The organism is Trinickia diaoshuihuensis (assembly GCF_003390925.1).
GTDB lineage: Bacteria > Pseudomonadota > Gammaproteobacteria > Burkholderiales > Burkholderiaceae > Trinickia > Trinickia diaoshuihuensis.
Genome location: NZ_QUBS01000012.1, coordinates 44,718 through 63,499, shown reverse-complemented (window position 1 = coordinate 63,499; position 18,782 = coordinate 44,718). Strand labels below are relative to the sequence as shown.

17 protein-coding genes are annotated in these 18,782 nt (G+C 64.6%); 8 read left to right on the top strand and 9 right to left on the bottom strand.

The features are described 5' to 3' along the window. Positions 1 to 127: 127 nt before the first annotated feature. The 5 genes from dut to DXT59_RS01885 form a co-directional block, all read right to left on the bottom strand. The gene (gene dut / locus DXT59_RS01905) at positions 128 to 574 is read right to left on the bottom strand and encodes a dUTP diphosphatase (RefSeq protein ID WP_116135246.1); all 447 of its coding nucleotides are present in this window, start codon (positions 572 to 574) and stop codon (positions 128 to 130) included. Positions 575 to 626: 52 nt separating this feature from the next. Then, positions 627 to 1,841, bottom strand: a complete 1,215-nt coding sequence (gene coaBC / locus DXT59_RS01900; RefSeq protein ID WP_116135272.1) for a bifunctional phosphopantothenoylcysteine decarboxylase/phosphopantothenate--cysteine ligase CoaBC — start codon at positions 1,839 to 1,841, stop codon at positions 627 to 629. A 70-nt stretch (positions 1,842 to 1,911) separates the two neighbouring features. Next, entirely contained in the window at positions 1,912 to 2,418 is a 507-nt protein-coding gene (gene lspA / locus DXT59_RS01895) for a signal peptidase II (RefSeq protein WP_116135245.1), read from the bottom strand. Continuing rightward, positions 2,418 to 5,255, bottom strand: coding sequence for an isoleucine--tRNA ligase (ileS, locus tag DXT59_RS01890; RefSeq protein WP_116135244.1), 2,838 nt, complete (start codon positions 5,253 to 5,255; stop codon positions 2,418 to 2,420). Before ileS ends, lspA begins: the two co-directional genes overlap by 1 nt. Before the next feature lie 112 nt (positions 5,256 to 5,367). After that, positions 5,368 to 6,408, bottom strand: coding sequence for a bifunctional riboflavin kinase/FAD synthetase (locus DXT59_RS01885; protein ID WP_116135271.1), 1,041 nt, complete (start codon positions 6,406 to 6,408; stop codon positions 5,368 to 5,370). A 149-nt stretch (positions 6,409 to 6,557) separates the two neighbouring features. On the opposite strand from DXT59_RS01885, the gene purN reads away from it, so the two are divergent. From purN to nadC, 6 genes are all read left to right on the top strand, one after another. After that, positions 6,558 to 7,208, top strand: coding sequence for a phosphoribosylglycinamide formyltransferase (purN, locus tag DXT59_RS01880; protein WP_116135270.1), 651 nt, complete (start codon positions 6,558 to 6,560; stop codon positions 7,206 to 7,208). Between the two features lie 5 nt (positions 7,209 to 7,213). Next, positions 7,214 to 8,563 (top strand): RsmB/NOP family class I SAM-dependent RNA methyltransferase, encoded by a 1,350-nt coding sequence (locus DXT59_RS01875; protein ID WP_116135269.1) that lies wholly within the window; start codon positions 7,214 to 7,216, stop codon positions 8,561 to 8,563. A 37-nt stretch (positions 8,564 to 8,600) separates the two neighbouring features. Further along, positions 8,601 to 9,974, top strand: coding sequence for a mechanosensitive ion channel family protein (locus tag DXT59_RS01870; RefSeq protein ID WP_116135243.1), 1,374 nt, complete (start codon positions 8,601 to 8,603; stop codon positions 9,972 to 9,974). A 263-nt stretch (positions 9,975 to 10,237) separates the two neighbouring features. Further along, a complete protein-coding gene (locus DXT59_RS01865) occupies positions 10,238 to 11,434 on the top strand; it encodes a DesA family fatty acid desaturase (protein ID WP_116135242.1) in 1,197 nt (398 codons plus the stop codon). A gap of 160 nt (positions 11,435 to 11,594) precedes the next feature. Further along, positions 11,595 to 12,728 carry a quinolinate synthase NadA gene (nadA, locus tag DXT59_RS01860; RefSeq protein WP_116135268.1) on the top strand — a complete coding sequence of 378 codons (1,134 nt, stop codon included), beginning with the start codon at positions 11,595 to 11,597 and terminating at the stop codon, positions 12,726 to 12,728. Positions 12,729 to 12,816: 88 nt separating this feature from the next. Next, positions 12,817 to 13,719: a carboxylating nicotinate-nucleotide diphosphorylase gene (gene nadC, locus DXT59_RS01855; RefSeq protein ID WP_116135241.1), complete on the top strand. Its 903-nt coding sequence runs from the start codon at positions 12,817 to 12,819 to the stop codon at positions 13,717 to 13,719. 41 nt (positions 13,720 to 13,760) lie between these two features. Here nadC and nadB read toward each other — a convergent pair whose 3' ends face one another. The 4 genes from nadB to radC form a co-directional block, all read right to left on the bottom strand. After that, positions 13,761 to 15,359 carry an L-aspartate oxidase gene (gene nadB, locus DXT59_RS01850; RefSeq protein WP_116135240.1) on the bottom strand — a complete coding sequence of 533 codons (1,599 nt, stop codon included), beginning with the start codon at positions 15,357 to 15,359 and terminating at the stop codon, positions 13,761 to 13,763. A gap of 166 nt (positions 15,360 to 15,525) precedes the next feature. Beyond that, positions 15,526 to 15,693, bottom strand: a complete 168-nt coding sequence (gene rpmG, locus DXT59_RS01845; RefSeq protein WP_004185395.1) for a 50S ribosomal protein L33 — start codon at positions 15,691 to 15,693, stop codon at positions 15,526 to 15,528. A 10-nt stretch (positions 15,694 to 15,703) separates the two neighbouring features. Then, positions 15,704 to 15,937, bottom strand: coding sequence for a 50S ribosomal protein L28 (rpmB, locus tag DXT59_RS01840; RefSeq protein WP_102648738.1), 234 nt, complete (start codon positions 15,935 to 15,937; stop codon positions 15,704 to 15,706). A 245-nt stretch (positions 15,938 to 16,182) separates the two neighbouring features. After that, positions 16,183 to 16,920 (bottom strand): RadC family protein, encoded by a 738-nt coding sequence (gene radC, locus DXT59_RS01835; protein ID WP_116135239.1) that lies wholly within the window; start codon positions 16,918 to 16,920, stop codon positions 16,183 to 16,185. A 179-nt stretch (positions 16,921 to 17,099) separates the two neighbouring features. Between radC and DXT59_RS01830 the strand changes: the two genes are divergently transcribed. Both DXT59_RS01830 and ispH read left to right on the top strand, forming a co-directional pair. Next, complete coding sequence (locus DXT59_RS01830; protein WP_116135238.1) at positions 17,100 to 17,555, top strand: FKBP-type peptidyl-prolyl cis-trans isomerase; 456 nt, start codon at positions 17,100 to 17,102, stop codon at positions 17,553 to 17,555. 2 nt (positions 17,556 to 17,557) lie between these two features. After that, entirely contained in the window at positions 17,558 to 18,523 is a 966-nt protein-coding gene (gene ispH / locus DXT59_RS01825) for a 4-hydroxy-3-methylbut-2-enyl diphosphate reductase (RefSeq protein WP_116135237.1), read from the top strand. The last annotated feature ends 259 nt before the right edge of the window (positions 18,524 to 18,782 follow it).

The window sequence follows — 18,782 nt, the reverse complement described above, 5'->3', positions numbered from 1 at the left end:
TGAACTCCGGTTCGCCGATGTAAAAAACGGCGCTTCGTATCAGGAAGCGCCGTTTTTTTTGGGGCGTTCTTGGCTTGGGCGTTAGCGTCCGCGCCCGGCGGCGCCTAGCGATCCATGAATCGAAGGATCAATGCTTGCCGGTGCTGCCGAAGCCGCCGGTGCCGCGTTCGCTCGCGGCAAATTCGTCGACGATGTTGAACTGTGCCTGCACCACCGGAACGATGACGAGTTGAGCCAAGCGTTCCATCGGGTTCAGCGTGAAGTTCGTCTGTCCGCGGTTCCACGTCGAAATCATGAGCTCGCCTTGGTAGTCGGAATCGATCAAGCCGACGAGATTGCCCAAGACGATGCCGTGCTTATGACCGAGCCCAGAACGCGGGAGGATCAGCGCGGCGTAGCCGGGGTCGCCGACATGTATCGCGAGGCCCGTGGGAATGAGCGCCGTCTGGCCGGGCTCGAGCGTCAACGCGTGATCGATACAGGCGCGCAGATCGAGGCCGGCACTGCCGGGGGTGGCGTAGGCCGGGAGATGTTCGCGCATGCGCGCGTCGAGGATCTTCAGGTCGAGTTTCATGGGTTCCGGGTAAGGCGGGCGGCCCGGCGGGCCGCTTCTTCGTCAGGTCCAGCTAGGAGATGAGGCTTGCGTCGGGCAGGCGCCGCGCAATCTCGGCGATCAGCACGCTCGCCAACGCGTCCTTGCCCGCGCGCGGCAACCGCGTCACCCCCGAAGCATCGAACAGCACGACCTCGTTATCGTCGCGACCGAACGTGGCGGGGCCGAGGTTGCCGATCAAGAGCGGAACGTTCTTTCTCATCCGCTTCTGTTCGCCGTTTGCTTCGAGGTTGCCGCTCTCCGCTGCAAAACCGACGCAAAACGGCGGGTTCGGCAGATGCGCCACCGTGGCGAGAATGTCGGGATTTTCGACGAACGACAACGTCGGCACCGAGTGCGTCTCGGTCTTTTTGATCTTGTGCTCGCTCGCCTGTGCAACGCGCCAGTCGGCCACGGCCGCCACCGCGACGAATACGTCGTAGTCGGCCACGGCGTGCATGACGGCATCGTGCATCTGCTGTGCCGTTTCCACGTCCTCACGCTCGACGCCCCATGGTGTGGAGAGCGCAACGGGGCCCGCGATCAACCGCACGTCGGCGCCGGCTTGGCTCGCGGCCCGCGCGAGCGCGAAGCCCATCTTGCCGCTCGAGCGGTTCGTGATCCCGCGCACGGGGTCGATCGGCTCGAACGTCGGGCCCGCGGTGATCAGCACGCGCCGGCCGGCGAGCAACTTCGGCCGGAAGAACGAGACGATGGCTTCGTACGCGGCTTCCGGTTCGATCATGCGGCCTTCGCCGACCTCGCCGCAGGCCTGCGATCCCGCGTCGGGGCCGAGGATGATCACGCCGTCCGCCCGCAATTGTGCGACGTTGCGCTGAGTGGCCGGATTGCTCCACATCTGCCGGTTCATGGCGGGGACGACGAGTAGCGGGCACTCGCGCGCGAGGCAAAGGATCGAGAGCAAATCGTCGGCACGCCCGTGCGCGAGCTTGGCCAGAAAATCCGCCGAGGCCGGCGCGATGACGATGGCATCGGCGGCGCGCGACAAATCGATATGCGGCATGTTGTTGTCGATGCGCGCATCCCATTGGCTCGTGAACACGGGATGCCCCGACAACGCCTGCATCGTGACGGGCGTAATGAACTGCGTCGCGGCTTCGGTCATCGCGACCTGCACGCTCGCGCCGGCCTTCGTCATGAGCCGCGTGAGCTCGGCGATCTTGTAACAAGCGATGCCGCCCGTCATACCGAGCAGGACGCGCTTGCCTTCGAGTTCTGCGGTTGCCAACGTTGCCTCCGAATGCACGCGTGACAGGACGGGCCGCATACCGCTGCGGCGATGCGGCCCGCGCCGGACTTTAGCGCGCGCCGCGCACGCGACGCAACTCGTCGAGCACGAGCAGCGCGGCGCCGACGACGATCGCGCTGTCCGCCAAGTTGAACGAGGGCCAATGCCAGCCGCCGACGTGAAAGTCGAGGAAGTCGATCACGCGGCCATGCACGAGCCGGTCGATGACGTTACCGAGCGCACCGCCCATGATGAGCGCCAGCGCGGTGCAAAAGAGCCGCTGATTGCCGTGGCGCTTGAGCAAGTACACGATCACGCAGGCCGCCGCCACACCGAGCGCCGTGAAGGCCCATCGTTGCCAGCCGCTGGCCTCCGACAAAAAGTTGAACGCGGCCCCGCGGTTGAACAGCAGCAGGAAATTGAAGAACGGCGTGATGGCGTAAGGCGTGGCATAAGCGAACACCTTCTTGACCGCGATCTTCGTGAGCTGATCGAACAAGATGACGATCAGCGAAATGCCGAGCCACGGAGCCAGGGACGACGACGTGCTCGTTTGCATCGAACGCGATTTAGCCATTATGCCGCGCTCCTTTTTTCGCCATCGCCGAACAGGTTGCTGAAGCACCGCCCGCATAGCGTCGGATGGTCGGGGTGCGCGCCCACGTCGGCGCGATAGTGCCAGCAGCGTTCGCATTTGAGGTACTTCGAGCTGATCACATCGACGCCTTCGTCGGCGTCCGAGTCGACCTTCACGAGCGTCGCATCTGAGGTGATGAAGACGAATTTCAGATCGTCGCCGAGGCTCGCGAGCGCGTCATAAGCTGCGCCCGTTGCGCGCACGGTCACTTCCGCTTGCAGCGACGAGCCGATTTGATCGGTCGAGCGTGCTTCCTCGAGCGCCTTCATGACGTTGCCGCGTACCGCCCGCAGCAGCGACCATTTCGAGAGCAAGCCCTCCGCTGCCGGGACGCCGGGATATGCGTAGTACGTTTCGGTAAAGATCGTATCGCTGCCCGGTTGGAAGACTTTCCATGCTTCCTCGGCCGTGAACGAAAGGAACGGCGCCATGACGCGCAGCAACCCTTGGGCGATGTGATACAGCGCCGTTTGCGCCGAACGGCGTGCGGGCGAGTTCGCCGCGCTCGTGTAGAGGCGATCCTTGAGGACGTCGAGATAGAACCCGCCGAGATCCTCCGAGCAGAACGTCTGCAGCTTGGCGACCACCGGGTGGAATTCGTACTTCTCGTAGTGCGCGAGGATGTCCTTTTGCAATTCGCCGGCCAGCGCCACGGCGTAGCGGTCGATCTCCAGCCAAGCGTCCACCGGCAACGCATGCTGGGCGTAATCGAAATCGGACAGGTTCGCGAGCAAGAAGCGCAGCGTGTTGCGGATGCGGCGATAGCTCTCGGTGACGCGCTTGAGAATTTCCTCGGAGATCGCGAGCTCGCCCGAGTAGTCGGTCGAGGCGATCCATAGGCGGATGATCTCGGCGCCGAGCCGGTTCGCCACGTCGTGCGGGTCAATCCCGTTGCCGAGCGACTTGCTCATCTTGCGGCCTTCGCCGTCGACGGTGAAGCCGTGCGTGAGCAGCGCGCGATACGGCGCGCGGCCGTCGAGCATCGAAGCGGTCAGCAGCGACGAGTGGAACCAGCCGCGGTGCTGGTCGGAACCTTCGAGGTACAAATCGGCCGGAAAATGCGAGACCGCTTTATGCGAGCCGCGCAGCACGTGCCAATGGGTCGTGCCCGAATCGAACCAGACGTCGAGCGTGTCGCGGTTCTTTTCATAGAGATTGGCGTCGTCGCCAAGCAGTTCGCGCGGGTCGAGCGTTTGCCATGCCTCGATCCCGCCGGCCTCGACGCGCTGTGCGACGGCTTCGAGCAACTCGAGCGTGCGCGGATGCAATTCGCCCGTCTCCTTGTGCACGAAGAACGCCATTGGTACGCCCCATTGACGTTGGCGCGAGAGCGTCCAGTCGGGGCGATTCGCGATCATGTTGAACAGCCGCTGCTTACCCCACGACGGGTAGAACGCCGTGGCCTCGACGCCGGCCAATGCCGTTTCGCGCAGCGTCGCGCCGCCTTCCTTCGGCGTCAAGTCCATGCCCGCGAACCATTGCGACGTGGCGCGGTAGATGATCGGCGTCTTGTGGCGCCAGCAATGCATGTAGCTATGCTGATACTTCTCGGTATGCAGCAGCGTGCCCGCGGCGGTCAGCGCCTCGACGACTTTGGGATTGGCTTCCCAGATGGTGAGCCCGCCGAAGAGCGGCAGCGATTCGATATACCGGCCGTCGCCCATCACGGGGTTGATGATGTCGGAATCGGCCATGCCGTGCGACTTGCACGAGACGAAGTCTTCGACGCCGTAGGCCGGCGACGAGTGCACGACGCCCGTCCCCGAATCGATCGTCACGTATTCGCCGAGATAAACGGGCGCGGTGCGCTTGTAGCCCGGATGCGCCGATGCGAGCGGATGATGAAAGCGCAGATTGACGAGTTTCGCGCCCGCCGCGGTGGCGATGACGCTGCCCGTCAGGCCGAACTGCTTGAGCGATGCATCGACGCGCTCTTGTGCGAGCACGAGCAGACCGCGCTCCGTATCGACGAGCGCATAGTCGAGTTCGGGGTGCACGTTCAATGCTTGGTTGGCCGGGATCGTCCAGGGCGTGGTCGTCCAGATGACGATGCCGCCCTCGGCGCGCGGCAGGGCTGCGAGGCCGAACGCTTGCGCCGTTTTTTCGGGCTCCGCGAACGGGAACAGCACGCTGATCGACGGATCGACGCGGTCCTTGTATTCCACTTCGGCCTCGGCCAGCGCGGAACCGCAGTCGAAGCACCAGTTCACGGGCTTCAAGCCGCGGAAGACGTAGCCCTTCTCGAGAATTTTCGCGAGCGCGCGGATCTCGGCCGCCTCGTTCGAGAAATTCATCGTCTTGTACGGGTTGTCCCAATCGCCGAGGACGCCAAGCCGCCTAAAGCCTGCCTTTTGCGTTTCGATTTGCTCGCCCGCGTACGCGCGCGCCTTGCGCTGGACTTCCTCGGCCGGCAGCGACTTGCCGAACTTCTTCTCGATCTGGATTTCGATCGGCATGCCGTGGCAATCCCAGCCCGGCACGTAGGGCGCGTCGAAGCCCGCCATGTTGCGCGACTTGACGATGATGTCCTTCAGGATCTTGTTGACCGCGTGCCCGAGGTGGATGTCGCCGTTGGCGTACGGGGGGCCGTCGTGCAGCACGAACAGCGGCCGGCCCTTGCTGGCGGCGCGGATCTTCTCGTAGATGCGGTTCTCTTGCCAGCCTTTGACCCATTGCGGTTCGCGCTTGGGCAAGTCGCCGCGCATGGGGAAGGGCGTGTCGAGCAGGTTGACCGGATACTTGGCCTGGGATTTCGAATCGGCTTTTTTGTCGCTCATGGTGCTATCGCTGAAAACGGTGGGCGCCCGAGCCGTGGGCGCTTCGGTATTGATCTGTCGTATTGCACGACCCAACGCTTCTTGCGCGCGGGCCGGCGTTCGTGCGGGCCGGTCAGCGAATTCGGTCTGTCGCCGATGTGGAAAACCCCGTCGATCGGCTGCCCGGCGCGCTATCGCTCGTCGCCGCGGCGCCCGTCGAGCCCGGCGCGGCGTTCGCCCCGCCGAGCGCCGCGAAGTAAGCGCGGGCGACCGCCACGTCGTGGGCGATGGCCGCCGTCAGCGTTTCGAGATCGGGGTACTTCTTCTCGTCGCGCAGCTTTTTCAGGAATTCGACGCGCACGAGTTTGCCATAGGCGTCGCCGTGCCAATCGAGTAAATGAACCTCGAGCAGCACGCGCCCCGAATCGTCGACGGTAGGGCGCAGCCCGAGACTCGCGACGGCCGGCAACGGGACGTCCTCGATACCGTGAACGCGCACGACGAAGATCCCCGCGAGCGCGGGGCGCTTGTGCGCGATCGGCAAATTGAGCGTGGGGAAGCCCAGGTCGCGCCCCAGCTTGAGTCCATGCGTGACGTGCCCGCTGATCTGATAAGGCCGGCCGAGCGCGGCGCGCGCCGCATCGAGATCGCCCGCGACGAGCGAGGCGCGCACGCCCGAACTCGAAATGCGGGCGCCGCTCGGGTCGGCGACGGTCGGCATCTGCTCGACCTCGAAGCCGTACTGCTCGCCGGCCGCCTTCAGCGAGACGAAGTCGCCCGCGCGCTTGGCGCCGTAGCGGAAATCGTCGCCGATCAGGACCCAGCGCGCGTGCAAGCCGTCGACCAAGATCCGTTTGACGAACGCCTCGGGCGTTTGACTCGCGAACGTATGGTTGAAGTGCTCGACAACGACGCGATCGACCCCGTTGGTGCGCAGCGCCTCGAGCTTGTCGCGCAGCATGGCGATCCGCGGCGGCGCGCCCGCCGGGTTGAAAAACTCGCGCGGGTGCGGCTCGAAGGTCATCACGCAGACCGGCAGGCCGCGCGCATGCGCCGCCTCGCTCACACGGGCGAGCAACGCCTGGTGGCCGCGGTGGACACCGTCGAAGTTGCCGATCGTCAGCGCGCAGGGCGCGCGGCTTTCGGCGTTGGGAAGACCGCGGAAGACTCTCACGATAGCCGTTGGGGTGGGCGGCGCTGGGCCGCGAAGCCATACATCGATGGGCGCGCGGCAAATGCCGCAAAGCAGAAGATTATAAACGCTCGGGGACCGGCGCGGCTGCGCGCGGCTTTCGCGGGTCCCCCGGGTGATAAAATCGCGGGATGAAAAATATCGTGATTTTGATTTCCGGGCGCGGCAGCAACATGGAAGCCATCGTACGCGCCTGCGCCGCCGAGCGCTGGCCGGCGCGCATCGCGGCGGTCGTGTCGAACCGGCCCGATGCGCCCGGGCTCGCGTTCGCGGCAGCCCACGGCATCGCGACGGCCGTCGTCGAACACGGGGGCTTTGCCGATCGCGAGGCCTTCGATGCGGCCCTCGCCGGCGTCGTCGACGGCTTTTCGCCCGACCTCGTCGTGCTTGCCGGTTTCATGCGCGTGCTGACGCTGACGTTCGTCGAGCGCTACGCGGGCCGCATGCTCAATATCCACCCGTCGCTGCTGCCGAGCTTTCCCGGCCTGCGCACGCATGAGCGCGCGCTGCAAGCCGGCGTCACGCTGCACGGCGCGACCGTCCATTTCGTTACGCCCGAACTCGACCACGGCCCGATCGTCGTACAAGGGGCGATTCCCGTGACGGCCGCGGACGACGCGCGCTCGCTCGCGCGGCGCCTGCTGGCCGTCGAGCACGCGATCTATCCGCGCGCCGTGCGCTGGTTCGTTGAAGGGCGTTTGACGCTCGCGGGGCTGCGCGTCACGGTCACGCCGCCCGAACCGCAATGGTTTTTCTCGGATACCGAAGGGACGAGCGCATGAAAAGCATGAAGAAGAAAGACAAAGGTGCGGCAAAAGGCTCGCCCAAGGATAACGCCGGCCGCGTTGCGGGTCGTACCGGCAGCGCCCGGCGCGACTCCGCGCTGCATGGCTTTTTGATCGGCCAAACGGAAACGCTGCTGGCGGAGATTCTGAAGTTCACCGGCCCGGCCGACGCGACGACGAGCCGGTTTTTCCGTGCGCATCCGAAGCTCGGCCATGCCGAGCGCGGGATCATCGCCGAGGCCGTGTTCGCCGTTTTGCGCCGGCGCATGGAATTCGCGCATTTGGCGGAGAGCGGCAGCGGCAACCCCACGCGGCGCCTGGCGCTGCTCGGCCTAATGCAGACGGCGGGCCGCGCGGCGGTGGCGCCGTTCGTATCAGAGGCCGAAGGCGCCTGGCTCGAGCACGTGTCGAAAATCGATCCGGCCAGCTTGCCTCTGCGCGTGCGCACGAACCTGCCCGAGTGGATCGTCGAAGCGCTCGCGAAGCGGTTCGACGAGCAAGAGCTCTCGCAACTGGCCGCCGCGCTGAACTACCCGGCGCCGCTCGATCTGCGCGTGAACCCGATCAAGGCCAATCGAGAAGAGGTGCTCGACGCATTGCGAGCGTCGGGGATCGACGCCGGGGCAACGCCGTTCGCGCCGCTCGGCGTGCGTGTCGCGGGCAAGCCGGCGTTGACCAAATTGAAGCCGTTCGAAGACGGTTGGATCGAAGTGCAGGACGAAGGCAGCCAGTTGCTGTGTGCGCTCGTGGCTCCGCGCCGCGGCGAGATGGTCGTCGATTTTTGCGCCGGCGCGGGCGGTAAAACGCTGGCGCTGGGCGCCGCGATGCGCTCGACGGGGCGCCTGTATGCGTTCGACGTCTCGGATCGGCGCTTGGCCAAGCTCAAGCCCCGGCTCGCGCGCAGCGGTTTGTCGAACGTGCACCCGGTGCTCATCGACAGCGAACAGGATGCGAAGATCAAACGGTTGGCCGGCAAGATCGACCGGGTGCTCGTCGATGCGCCGTGCAGCGGTCTCGGCACGTTGCGCCGCAATCCCGATCTGAAGTGGCGCCAAAGCCCCGCGTCGGTCGAGGAGTTGGTGCCCAAGCAAGGCGCGATTCTCGCGAGCGCGGCCCGTCTCGTGAAAACGGGCGGCCGTCTCGTCTATGCGACCTGCAGCATGCTGGAGGCCGAGAACGAAGCGATCGTCACGCGGTTCCTGGCCGATCATCCGGGCTTCGCGCTGATCCCGGCGGGGCAAGTGCTCGCCGAGCAGCGAATCGAACTCGAGATGGGCGATTACCTGTCGCTGTGGCCGCATCGGCACGCGACCGACGGGTTTTTCGCCGCGGTCCTCGAACGCCGTGCTTGATATGAAGGGCCGCGCGGGCGGCCCTTTGCCCTGATCGATGACTCAGAACCGTATCCTCTCCCATATGCTCGCCGGAATCGTTCGCGATTACGGCGAGCCCGTCATGATTTGGCAGGCGAGCACGTTGCTCGGCACGCTGCTCGTCGCGTGGCTGCTCGCTCGGCTCGTGCGCCGCAAGCTCGATTCGCATCGGCGAGCCCGGCACGAAGCCGCGCGCTTCGGCGCCGAAAGCCTGCACAAGGCGCTGTTCCCATTGCTCGGCGGCGCGCTGGTTTGGGTGGCGCAGACGGTGCTCGACGAGTACATGTCCACCTCGCTGCTCGAGCTCGCGCTCGTGCCGCTGATCGGCATCGCGTTGATCTATATCGTCTTTTTCATCGCGCGCCGCGTGTTTGCCCGATCGGGGCAAGCTCATGCTTGGCTCTCGATCACCGAGAAGCTGGTCTCGTTCCTCGTCTGGATCGGCATGGTGGCGACCGTGCTCGGTATTCAGGACGACGTGCTGCGCTGGATGGAGTCGGTCCATTTTCGCGTCGGCACGGCGCATATGACGCTGCTCTCGCTGACGACGGGCCTCATGTGGGTTTGCGCCACCGTGATCCTCGCGCTCTGGCTCGGGTCGGTGTACGAGGACCGCGTGATGCGCGCGCATTCCATCGACGCGAACCTCAGAGTCGTCCTTTCGCGGCTAGGACGCGCGCTGTTCGTGCTGGCGGCGCTTCTGGTCAGCTTCTCGCTCGTCGGCATCGACATCACGGTCCTCGGCGTGTTCGGCGGGGCGCTTGGCGTGGGGCTCGGCTTCAGCTTGCAAAAGATCGCGAGCAACTACGTCTCGGGCTTCATCATCCTGATCGACCGGTCGCTGCGGATCGGCGACACGATCAACGTCGCGGGGCTGCAAGGCCAAGTCACCGAGATCCGTACGCGCTACACGACGGTGCGCGGGCTGGACGGCATCGAGACGCTGATTCCAAACGAAAAGCTCGTGACCGACGTCGTGCAAAACCATTCGTCTTACCTGACGCGCGGCTATGCGAAGGCGGCCGTGCAGATCGCCTATACGGCCGATCTCGATCGCGCGTTGGCGCTGCTCGTGGAGGCGGCGCGAGACGTCGAACGCGTGGTCGCCGATCCGGCGCCGGCCGCCTACCTCGTCGGCTTCGGAGCGGACGGCATCAATCTCGAACTCGGGTTTTGGATCGAAGAAGCCGCGAAGGGCACGGCCGGAACCCGTTCGACGATCAACCGCAACATTTGGCGGCTATTCAACGAGCACGGCATCTCGATTCCGTATACGCGGCGCGATGTCCATCTCGTCGGCGGGGCCCTGCCGTTAGGGCTCGGCGGCGCGGTAGAAATAGGGCGCGAAGGCGCGAACGGGACGCTGCCGGCGGACGAGCCCGCCGCATAAGCCTGCGCGGCAGGCACGCGGTTCGCTGGCGATGCATCGAGGGGTGCGCGATCGTCATCTGCGTCGATCCGCCGCACCGCCCGGCGCGCGCCGTAAATCGGGATAAACCTGGCGCCCGTTGCGGCCGCGCCTAGGGGAAAACCTCATTTGTTACAAATACTTGCGGCGGTTGCAGTAGAATGCCGATCAGTTCTGAAAGCCAGCTTTCAACTTTTTGACGCCCGCCTCCGGGAATGGCGTCGTCGTAATACAGGTACAACGCCTTGCTGAACTCCCTTCTTGATTTTCTTGCACACGGTTTCCTTCGTTTCTCGTGGTGGCAAGTCGTTTTGTTCACGCTTGCCGTCACACACGTGACGATCATCGGCGTCACGGTTTATCTCCATCGCTGCCAAGCTCACCGGGCGCTCGATCTGCACCCCGTCGCGAGTCATTTTTTCCGCTTCTGGTTGTGGATGACCACGGGCATGCTGACGGGGCAATGGGCCTCGATCCACCGCAAGCATCACGCGAAGTGCGAGACCGAGGAAGATCCGCACAGCCCGCAGACGCGCGGTATCTGGAAGGTGCTGCTCGAAGGCGCCGAACTCTATCGCGCCGAGGCGAAGAACGAGGAAACGCTGCGCCGTTTCGGCCACGGCACGCCCAACGATTGGATCGAACGCAATGTGTACACGCGCTATCCGATCCTCGGCGTGAGCATCATGATGGTGATCGACGTCGCATTGTTCGGCGTGGTCGGGCTGTCGGTCTGGGCCGTGCAGATGGTTTGGATTCCGTTCTGGGCGGCCGGCGTCGTCAACGGGCTCGCGCATTTCTGGGGCTACCGCAATTTCAACTCGGCCGACGCGAGCACGAACATCTTCCCGTGGGGCATCATCATCGGCGGCGAAGAGCTGCACAACAATCACCATACGTACGCGACGTCGGCGAAGCTGTCGAACAAGTGGTACGAGTTCGATATCGGCTGGCTCTATATCCGCTTGATGTCGGCCGTGGGGCTTGCCAAGGTCAAGAAGATCGCGCCCACGCCGCGGCTCGCCGCCCGCAAGCTCGTGCTCGATCAAGACACGCTGCAAGCCGTGCTGAGCAACCGCTATGAAGTGATGGCGCGCTACGGCAAGACGGTCAAACGCGCCTATCGCCAGGAGCTCGCGCGCTTGAAGGAAATCGGTGCGCGCGAGAAGTATCAACTGATGCGCAATGCTCGTAACTGGTTCCACAAAGACGAGGCGGGACTCGACGAGCCGCAAAAGCGCCAGCTTCCGGAAATCTTCGCGGACAGCCAAACGCTGCGCACGTTCATCGAGCTGCGCAACGATCTGAGCGCGATCTGGGAGCGCTCGAACGCCTCGCGTGAACAATTGCTGGCGCAACTCCAAGACTGGTGCCATCGCGCGGAGCAAAGCGGCATCAAGGCGCTGCAGGAATTCGCCATGCGTTTGCGCCGTTACGCCTAAGCGCTGAGCGCGCCGATCCGCGAAATCCATTAAAATTTCGTTACGTCACACACCCCGCGTTTGGCGGGGTGTTGCTTTTTTGGGCCCCCGCGTTGCGCTCGTCTTACCGCGATCGCCCGTCGAGGGGCCCACGCCGCCAGGCGGACTAGTGGAGAACACGATGGATCCGGCCATTAAAACCGTCGAATTCGATAAGCCGCAAGGCGGCGCCGTTTGCGGCGTCGGCCACGCTTGGGCCAAGGTGCCGCCGGCGCCGTCGCCGGAGGAGCGTGCTCGGCTCAAGGCGCGTGTGCGTGAACTGCTCGTGCGAGAAAAAGCCGTGCTCGTCGCGCATTACTACGTCGATGGCGAACTGCAGGAGTTGGCTGACGAAACGGGCGGCTGCGTGGCCGATTCGCTCGAGATGGCTCGCTTCGGCCGCGACCACGACGCTCAAACGCTGGTGGTCGCGGGCGTGCGGTTCATGGGCGAGACGGCCAAGATTTTGAGTCCCGGCAAGCGCATCTTGATGCCAGACCTCGACGCCACGTGCTCGCTGGATCTGGGTTGTCCCGCCGACGAATTCTCTGCGTTCTGCGACGCGCACCCGGACCGCACCGTCGTGGTCTACGCCAATACGAGCGCCGCCGTGAAGGCGCGCGCCGATTGGATGGTCACGTCCTCGATCGGCCTGGAGATCGTCAAGCATCTGTATGCGCGCGGCGAAAAGATCCTTTGGGCGCCGGATCGCCACCTTGGCGGCTATATCCAGGCGCAGACGGGTGCCGACATGCTGCTCTGGCAGGGCTCATGTCTCGTTCACGACGAGTTCAAGGGTATCGAACTCGATCTGCTTCGCGCCGAGCATCCGGGCGCCAAGGTGCTCGTGCACCCGGAGTCGCCCGCGAGCGTGGTGGCGCAGGCCGACGTCGTCGGCTCGACGACCCAACTGATCGATGCGGCCACACGTCTTCCCGCCACCCACTTCATCGTCGCGACCGATCTCGGTATCTTGCACAAGATGCGGCTCGCCGCGCCCGGCAAGACGTTTATCGCCGCGCCGACCGCGGGCAATAGCGCGACTTGCAAGAGTTGCGCGCACTGTCCGTGGATGGCGATGAACGGGCTCGCGAACTTGGTCGACGTACTCGAACGCGGCCATAACGAAATCTTCGTGGACGCGGCCATCGGCGAGCGTGCACGTGTGCCGATCGACCGGATGCTTGCATTCGCGGCGGAGCACAAGAAGCGCGTGCGCGCGAGCGGCGACCTGGCTCGCGACACGGCGCTGTTCGCGGGCATCGGCGCGGCTTGAGGCGGCCCCTCCCGCGCAGCGTGACTATCTATTGATGCCCCGCGGCCGCTTCCGTGGCCGCGCGGGGCGCAAAGGACGACCAGAGCATATGACCGAGCAACAAGGAACGCGCATCGCCGACGCAGTCTCGCCGCTTTACGCCGAACTCCGTGGACAATACGGCGCGGCGTTGGATGCGGCGCTGGCGCGCAATGTGGCCGATGCGCTCGCGGAGGATGTCGGCGACGGCGATCGTACCGGAGGGCTCGTACCCGCCGATTCCATTCGCGAAGCACGCATTCTCGTGCGTGAGGATGCGGTGCTCTGCGGTGTGCCGTGGTTCGTTGCCGTGATGCGGCAGGTGGACGAATCGATCGAGATCGACTGGCGCTACCGCGAAGGCGACGTGATGGCGGCCGATTCAGCCGTCTGCTTCTTGCGCGGTCCGGCCCGTTCGCTGCTGACGGCCGAACGCAACGGCCTAAACTTCCTGCAACTACTCTCCGGCGTTGCCACGGCCACGCGGCGCTATGTCGATGCCGTCGCCGGCACCCGCGCGCGCATCCTCGATACGCGCAAGACGCTGCCGGGTCTGCGGCTCGCGCAAAAGTACGCGGTGCGCGTGGGGGGCGGCATGAACCAACGCCTTGCGTTGTATGACGGCATTCTGATCAAGGAAAACCACATCGCCGCGGCCGGCGGGGTGGGGGCGGCTCTGGATGCGGCCTACGCGCTCGACGCGGGCGTATCGATCCAGATCGAAGTCGAAACGCTCGAACAATTGGAGACGGCGCTCGCGCACCGGGCCGAGTCGATCCTGCTCGACAATTTCTCGTTCGACGCGATGCGCGATGCCGTGAAACTGACGGGCGGACGCGCGCTGCTCGAGGTCTCGGGTGGCGTGAGTTTCGACACGGTGCGCACGATCGCCGAAACGGGCGTGGACCGCATCTCCATCGGCGCGCTGACGAAGGACGTGCGCGCCACCGACTACTCCATGCGCTTGATTTAACGCGGGCAAGAGCCGGCCGCGCCGGCCGGCTCGATCCGCGCTCACACCTTCCGGTTTCGCACGCGCTCGGGGGAGAGGACGGTCGGTAGCGCCTTGGGCAACGCCGACGGCCAATCGCGCGAGTAGTGCAAGCCGCGGCTCTCGCGGCGCGAGCGGGCGCTGTCGACGATCAACGAAGCGACGTCGACGAGATTGCGCAGCTCGAGCAAATCGCGGCTCACCTTGAAATTCGCGTAGTACTCCTGAATCTCGTCGCGCAGCATCGCGATCCGATGCTTGGCGCGCGTGAGGCGCTTATCGGTTCGCACGATGCCGACGTAATTCCACATGAGCCGGCGCAGTTCGTCCCAGTTGTGCGCAACGACGACTTCCTCATCGGGATCGGACACGCGGCTTTCGTCCCAGTCGGGCAGCGGCGCATGCGCGCCGGCATCGAAGCCTTCCGCCTCGATCGCCTCGGCCGCTGAACGCCCCACGACGAGGCATTCGAGGAGCGAGTTGCTGGCGAGGCGATTGGCGCCGTGCAGCCCCGTGCAAGACGTTTCGCCGACGGCATAGAGCCCGGCCAGGTCGGTGCGGCCCGCCAGATCCGTCACGACCCCGCCGCACGTGTAATGCGCGGCCGGTACCACGGGAATCGGGTCTTTGGTGATGTCGATGCCGAATTCAAGGCAACGCGCGAGGATCGTGGGGAAGTGCTCGCGCAGGAACTCGGCCGGCTGATGGCTGATATCGAGGTAGACGCAATCGATGCCGCGCTTCTTGATCTCGAAGTCGATCGCGCGTGCCACGATGTCGCGCGGCGCGAGTTCGGCCCGCTCGTCATGGGCCGGCATGAAGCGCGTGCCGTCGGGCAGCACGAGCTTGCCGCCTTCGCCGCGTACGGCTTCGGTGATCAGGAAGGATTTCGCGTAGGGGTGGAACAGGCAAGTCGGATGGAACTGGATGAACTCCATGTTCGACACCCGGCAGCCCGCGCGCCAGGCCATCGCGATACCGTCGCCGGTCGCCGTGTCGGGATTCGTCGTATAGAGATAGACCTTACCGGCGCCGCCCGTCGCGAGAATCGTATGCGGCGCTTGCAGCGTGACGGTGCGGCCGCTCGCCAGGTCGAGTGCATAAAGACCGTGGCAGCGCCGGCCCGGCAAACCGAGGCGGTCGGACGTGATGAGGTCGATCGCGTAATGGTCTTCGAGCAGCGTGATGTTCGGATGGGCGCGGACACGCTCGGAAAGCGTCGCGACGACGGCGTGGCCTGTCGCGTCGGCTGCGTGAATGATCCGGCGATGGCTATGGCCGCCTTCTCGCGTCAGATGGAAACCGAGTTCCGCCGCGTCGTCGCGCGTGAACGGTACGCCTTGGGCGATCAGCCATTCGATGGCGGCTCGGCCATGTTCGACGATGAAGCGCGTGGCGCCCTCGTCGCATAGGCCGCCACCGGCGATCAGCGTGTCGTTGACGTGATTTTCGACGCTGTCCGCCGAGTCGAGCACGGCAGCGATGCCGCCTTGCGCCCAATCGCTCGCGCCTTCCATCATCGACCGCTTGGCGATCACGGCGACGCGCCGCTTTTCAGCCAGGTTCAATGCGACGGTCAGCCCCGCGAGCCCGCTGCCAACGATTACGACGTCGAAGTTCATATCTGCAAATCCTTTGTCCCCGGTCCGGCTTGCACCCGCCGCCTATCGATTTCGCACGGGGAAACGAGGGAGCATACCGCGCCGCGAGGCGGAACGGGTAGCGCATGCAGCAAAAAGCCCCGCACAAGGCGGGGCTTTTCGTGTCTTCGGGCTCGCAGGAAACCGATTACTTGATCTTCGTTTCCTTGTACGCCACATGCTTGCGGGCGACGGGATCGAACTTCATGATCTCCATCTTTTCCGGCATGTTGCGCTTGTTCTTCGTGGTCGTGTAGAAATGACCCGTGCCTGCGGTCGATTCCAGCTTGATCTTGTCGCGTGCGCCTTTGGCCATGACTTACTCCTTAGATTTCGCCGCGTGCGCGCAGATCGGCGAGCACGGTATCGATGCCGTTCTTATCGATGAGGCGCAGACCGGCGTTCGAGACGCGCAGGCGCACGAAACGGTTTTCGCTTTCCACCCAGAAACGGCGGTATTGCAGATTCGGCAGGAAGCGCCGCTTCGTCTTGTTGTTCGCGTGGGAAACGTTGTTGCCGCTCATCGGCGCTTTCCCAGTTACTTGGCATACGCGTGCCATATGAGAGCACTCCTAAAACGCTTAAATTCGGGGTTCAAGCCTGGGTCGGGCCTAACAGGAAAGGCGGGCGGTCCGGGCGGCCCATTCGGGCACGGGAAGCCGATCAGCAACCGGTCGCGGCGACCTCCCCCCAAGCTTCTGAACGGGGTTGGAAACAGGCAGACGGCGATTCTAGCAGAAAAAGCGCCGAAAAATCAAACCGAATTTGCATCGACCTGTGGCGGGCATGCCGAAGGCCGCGCGCTTCAAAGCCAGCCGGCGTGCGCGAACGAAAAGATGTCGTGCCGACCGACCACGAGGTGATCGACGAGCCGCACGTCGATCAGCGCGAGGGCGTCGCGCAGAACCTGCGTGAGTTGGCGGTCGCTCGCACTCGGTTTGACGGCCCCCGACGGGTGATTGTGCGCCACGATCAAGCTCGCTGCGTTCGCCTCCAGCGCGCGGCGCACGATTTCGCGCGGATAGACGGCGAGGCGGGTCAGGGAGCCGCGCGAGGTTTCCTCGGTGTCGATCAGCCGGTGGCGCGCGTCTAAATAGAGACAGACGAAAACTTCGTGCGGGCGGGCGCCGATCAGGAGCCGGACGTAATCTTGCACGGCGGCGGTCGAATCGACGAGCGGGCGCTCGCGAGCTTGCTCCGCCAACGCGCGGCGCGCCATTTCGATGACGGCCAACAGCACGGCCGTCTTGGCGGGGCCGATGCCGCGCAAGCCGTGAAAATCGGCCGGCGTCGCGTCGAGCATCGCGCGCAGCGAGCCGAAACGCTCGAGCAGGGAGCGCGCGACGTCGAAGACGTCGTGGCCCGGCAAGCCCGAACACAGAAAGATGGCGATCAGCTCGGTGTTGGAGAGGGCGGCGGGACCCGCGCCGATGAGCCGCTCGCGCGGCATATCGCGCGCCGCGCCTGCCCGCGGACGGTATTTGGCGGCGCGTACGCGGCCGGGCGGCGCGCGAAACGGTACGACGGTGGAACTATCTTTCATCTTCGCATCTCCGATTAGCGGTTTTGCAGGCGGTACCCCACGCCTGTCGGGGGCGCGTTCATAGGGCGCGAACTCCCCGCGACGAGGTGGCTTACAATAGAAGCTTTGTGTGGGGCGGCCATCCGTCCCTCGCGCCCCTCGCGCGCCGCGCGACCTGACGTTTGTCCAACGAGCTAAGCATGAGCATCATCGATATTTCAGAAGTGAAGGCCGGTTCGCATGTCACGCTTCACTACCGGCTTGCGCTTGCCGATGGGGCCGACATCGTCAACACGTTCGGCGACAAGCCGGCGACGCTGTTGCTCGGCGCCGGGCAGTTGGCCGAACCGTTGGAAGATATTCTCGTGGGGATGAAGACGGGCGACCATTCGACCTTCCGGCTAGATGAAGGGCAAGCGTTCGGTCCACGCAATCCTGAATTGATTCAGCGCGTTTCGCTCACCACCTTGCGCGAAAACGGCATGGTGGGCGAGGACTTTGCTCCGGGCGATCTGATCGAATTCAATGCGCCGAGCGGCGGCCGGTACGCGGGCGTGCTCAAGGAGATCGGCGAAACGTCGGCCCTATTCGATTTCAATCACCCGCTCGCGGGCCAAGCGCTGACGTTCGAAGTGCACATCATCGGAATTTTGTAGACATGAGCCTCACGGACACCTCTCTCGCCGCTGCCGAGGCGGAAATCCTGCTCGCCCAGCCGCGCGGCTTTTGTGCCGGCGTCGATCGCGCCATCGAGATCGTCGAGCGCGCGATCAAGCTGTTCGGCGCGCCGATCTACGTGCGCCACGAGATCGTCCATAACGCCTACGTCGTCGAGGATCTGCGCAAGAAGGGCGCGATCTTTGTCGAACTGCTCGATGAAGTGCCTTCCGGCAGCACGGTGATTTTCAGCGCGCACGGCGTCTCCAAGGCGGTGCGCGAGGAAGCCGAGACGCGCGGGCTGCGCATTTACGACGCGACGTGTCCGCTCGTCACGAAGGTGCATATCGAAGTGGCGAAGATGCGGCAGGAAGGCCTCGACATCGTCATGATCGGACACAAAGGCCACCCCGAGGTGGAAGGCACGATGGGGCAATGCGGCGCGGGCATGTATCTCGTCGAAAGCATCGAGGACGTCAACGCGCTCGAGGTGGACGATCCCGCGCAAATCGCATTCGTCACCCAAACGACGCTGTCGGTGGACGATGCGGCCGATATCATCGCCGCGCTCAAGGCGCGGTTCCCACTGATTCGCGAGCCGAAGAAACAAGACATTTGTTATGCGACGCAAAATCGCCAGGACGCCGTGAAGTTCATGGCGCCGCAGTGCGACGTCGTGATCGTCGTCGGCAGCCCGAACAGTTCGAATTCGAACCGCTTGCGCGAAGTGGCGGAAAAGCGGGGCGTGCCCGCCTATATGGTGGACTCTCCCGACCAGATCGATCCCGCGTGGGTCGAGGGTAAGCGGCGCATCGGCGTGACGGCCGGCGCCTCCGCCCCTGAGGTGCTCGCGCAAGCCGTGATCGCCCGGCTGCGCGAGCTCGGCGTGCGCAATGTCCGCGCACTGGACGGCATCGAGGAGAACATCGCGTTCCCGTTGCCGCGCGGCCTGACCCTGCCCGCGTAAGGATGGACGAGGTGCCCGCCGCGCGCCTCGATTCGATCGATATACCGCCTCGGGGTTTTCCCTTGGATTCCAGTCGGCCTAAAAAAGCGCGCCTTTTCCGGCGCGCTTTTTTATTTGCCGCGAGACGCCGTGCGGGGAGGTTGCTCCCAATAAATGCTGAAAAGTTGCAACTTGGTTGCGATATGCACCAAATAAGGGTCCCAAAAAAAGGTTGCAATGCAGGAAAACCCTGGCGATTCAGCATATTGGCCATTCGGCA

Coding starts and splice junctions, on each gene's coding strand:
- DXT59_RS01875 (WP_116135269.1), top strand. CDS start 7,214: ATGAAGAAGAAAGACAAAGGTGCGGCAAAAGGCTCGCCCAAGGATAAC.
- ispH (WP_116135237.1), top strand. CDS start 17,558: ATGAGCCTCACGGACACCTCTCTCGCCGCTGCCGAGGCGGAAATCCTG.
- lspA (WP_116135245.1), bottom strand. CDS start 2,418: ATGGCTAAATCGCGTTCGATGCAAACGAGCACGTCGTCGTCCCTGGCT.
- radC (WP_116135239.1), bottom strand. CDS start 16,920: ATGAAAGATAGTTCCACCGTCGTACCGTTTCGCGCGCCGCCCGGCCGC.
- DXT59_RS01870 (WP_116135243.1), top strand. CDS start 8,601: ATGACTCAGAACCGTATCCTCTCCCATATGCTCGCCGGAATCGTTCGC.
- rpmB (WP_102648738.1), bottom strand. CDS start 15,937: ATGGCACGCGTATGCCAAGTAACTGGGAAAGCGCCGATGAGCGGCAAC.
- purN (WP_116135270.1), top strand. CDS start 6,558: ATGAAAAATATCGTGATTTTGATTTCCGGGCGCGGCAGCAACATGGAA.
- nadA (WP_116135268.1), top strand. CDS start 11,595: ATGGATCCGGCCATTAAAACCGTCGAATTCGATAAGCCGCAAGGCGGC.
- ileS (WP_116135244.1), bottom strand. CDS start 5,255: ATGAGCGACAAAAAAGCCGATTCGAAATCCCAGGCCAAGTATCCGGTC.
- nadB (WP_116135240.1), bottom strand. CDS start 15,359: ATGAACTTCGACGTCGTAATCGTTGGCAGCGGGCTCGCGGGGCTGACC.
- nadC (WP_116135241.1), top strand. CDS start 12,817: ATGACCGAGCAACAAGGAACGCGCATCGCCGACGCAGTCTCGCCGCTT.
- rpmG (WP_004185395.1), bottom strand. CDS start 15,693: ATGGCCAAAGGCGCACGCGACAAGATCAAGCTGGAATCGACCGCAGGC.
- dut (WP_116135246.1), bottom strand. CDS start 574: ATGAAACTCGACCTGAAGATCCTCGACGCGCGCATGCGCGAACATCTC.
- DXT59_RS01830 (WP_116135238.1), top strand. CDS start 17,100: ATGAGCATCATCGATATTTCAGAAGTGAAGGCCGGTTCGCATGTCACG.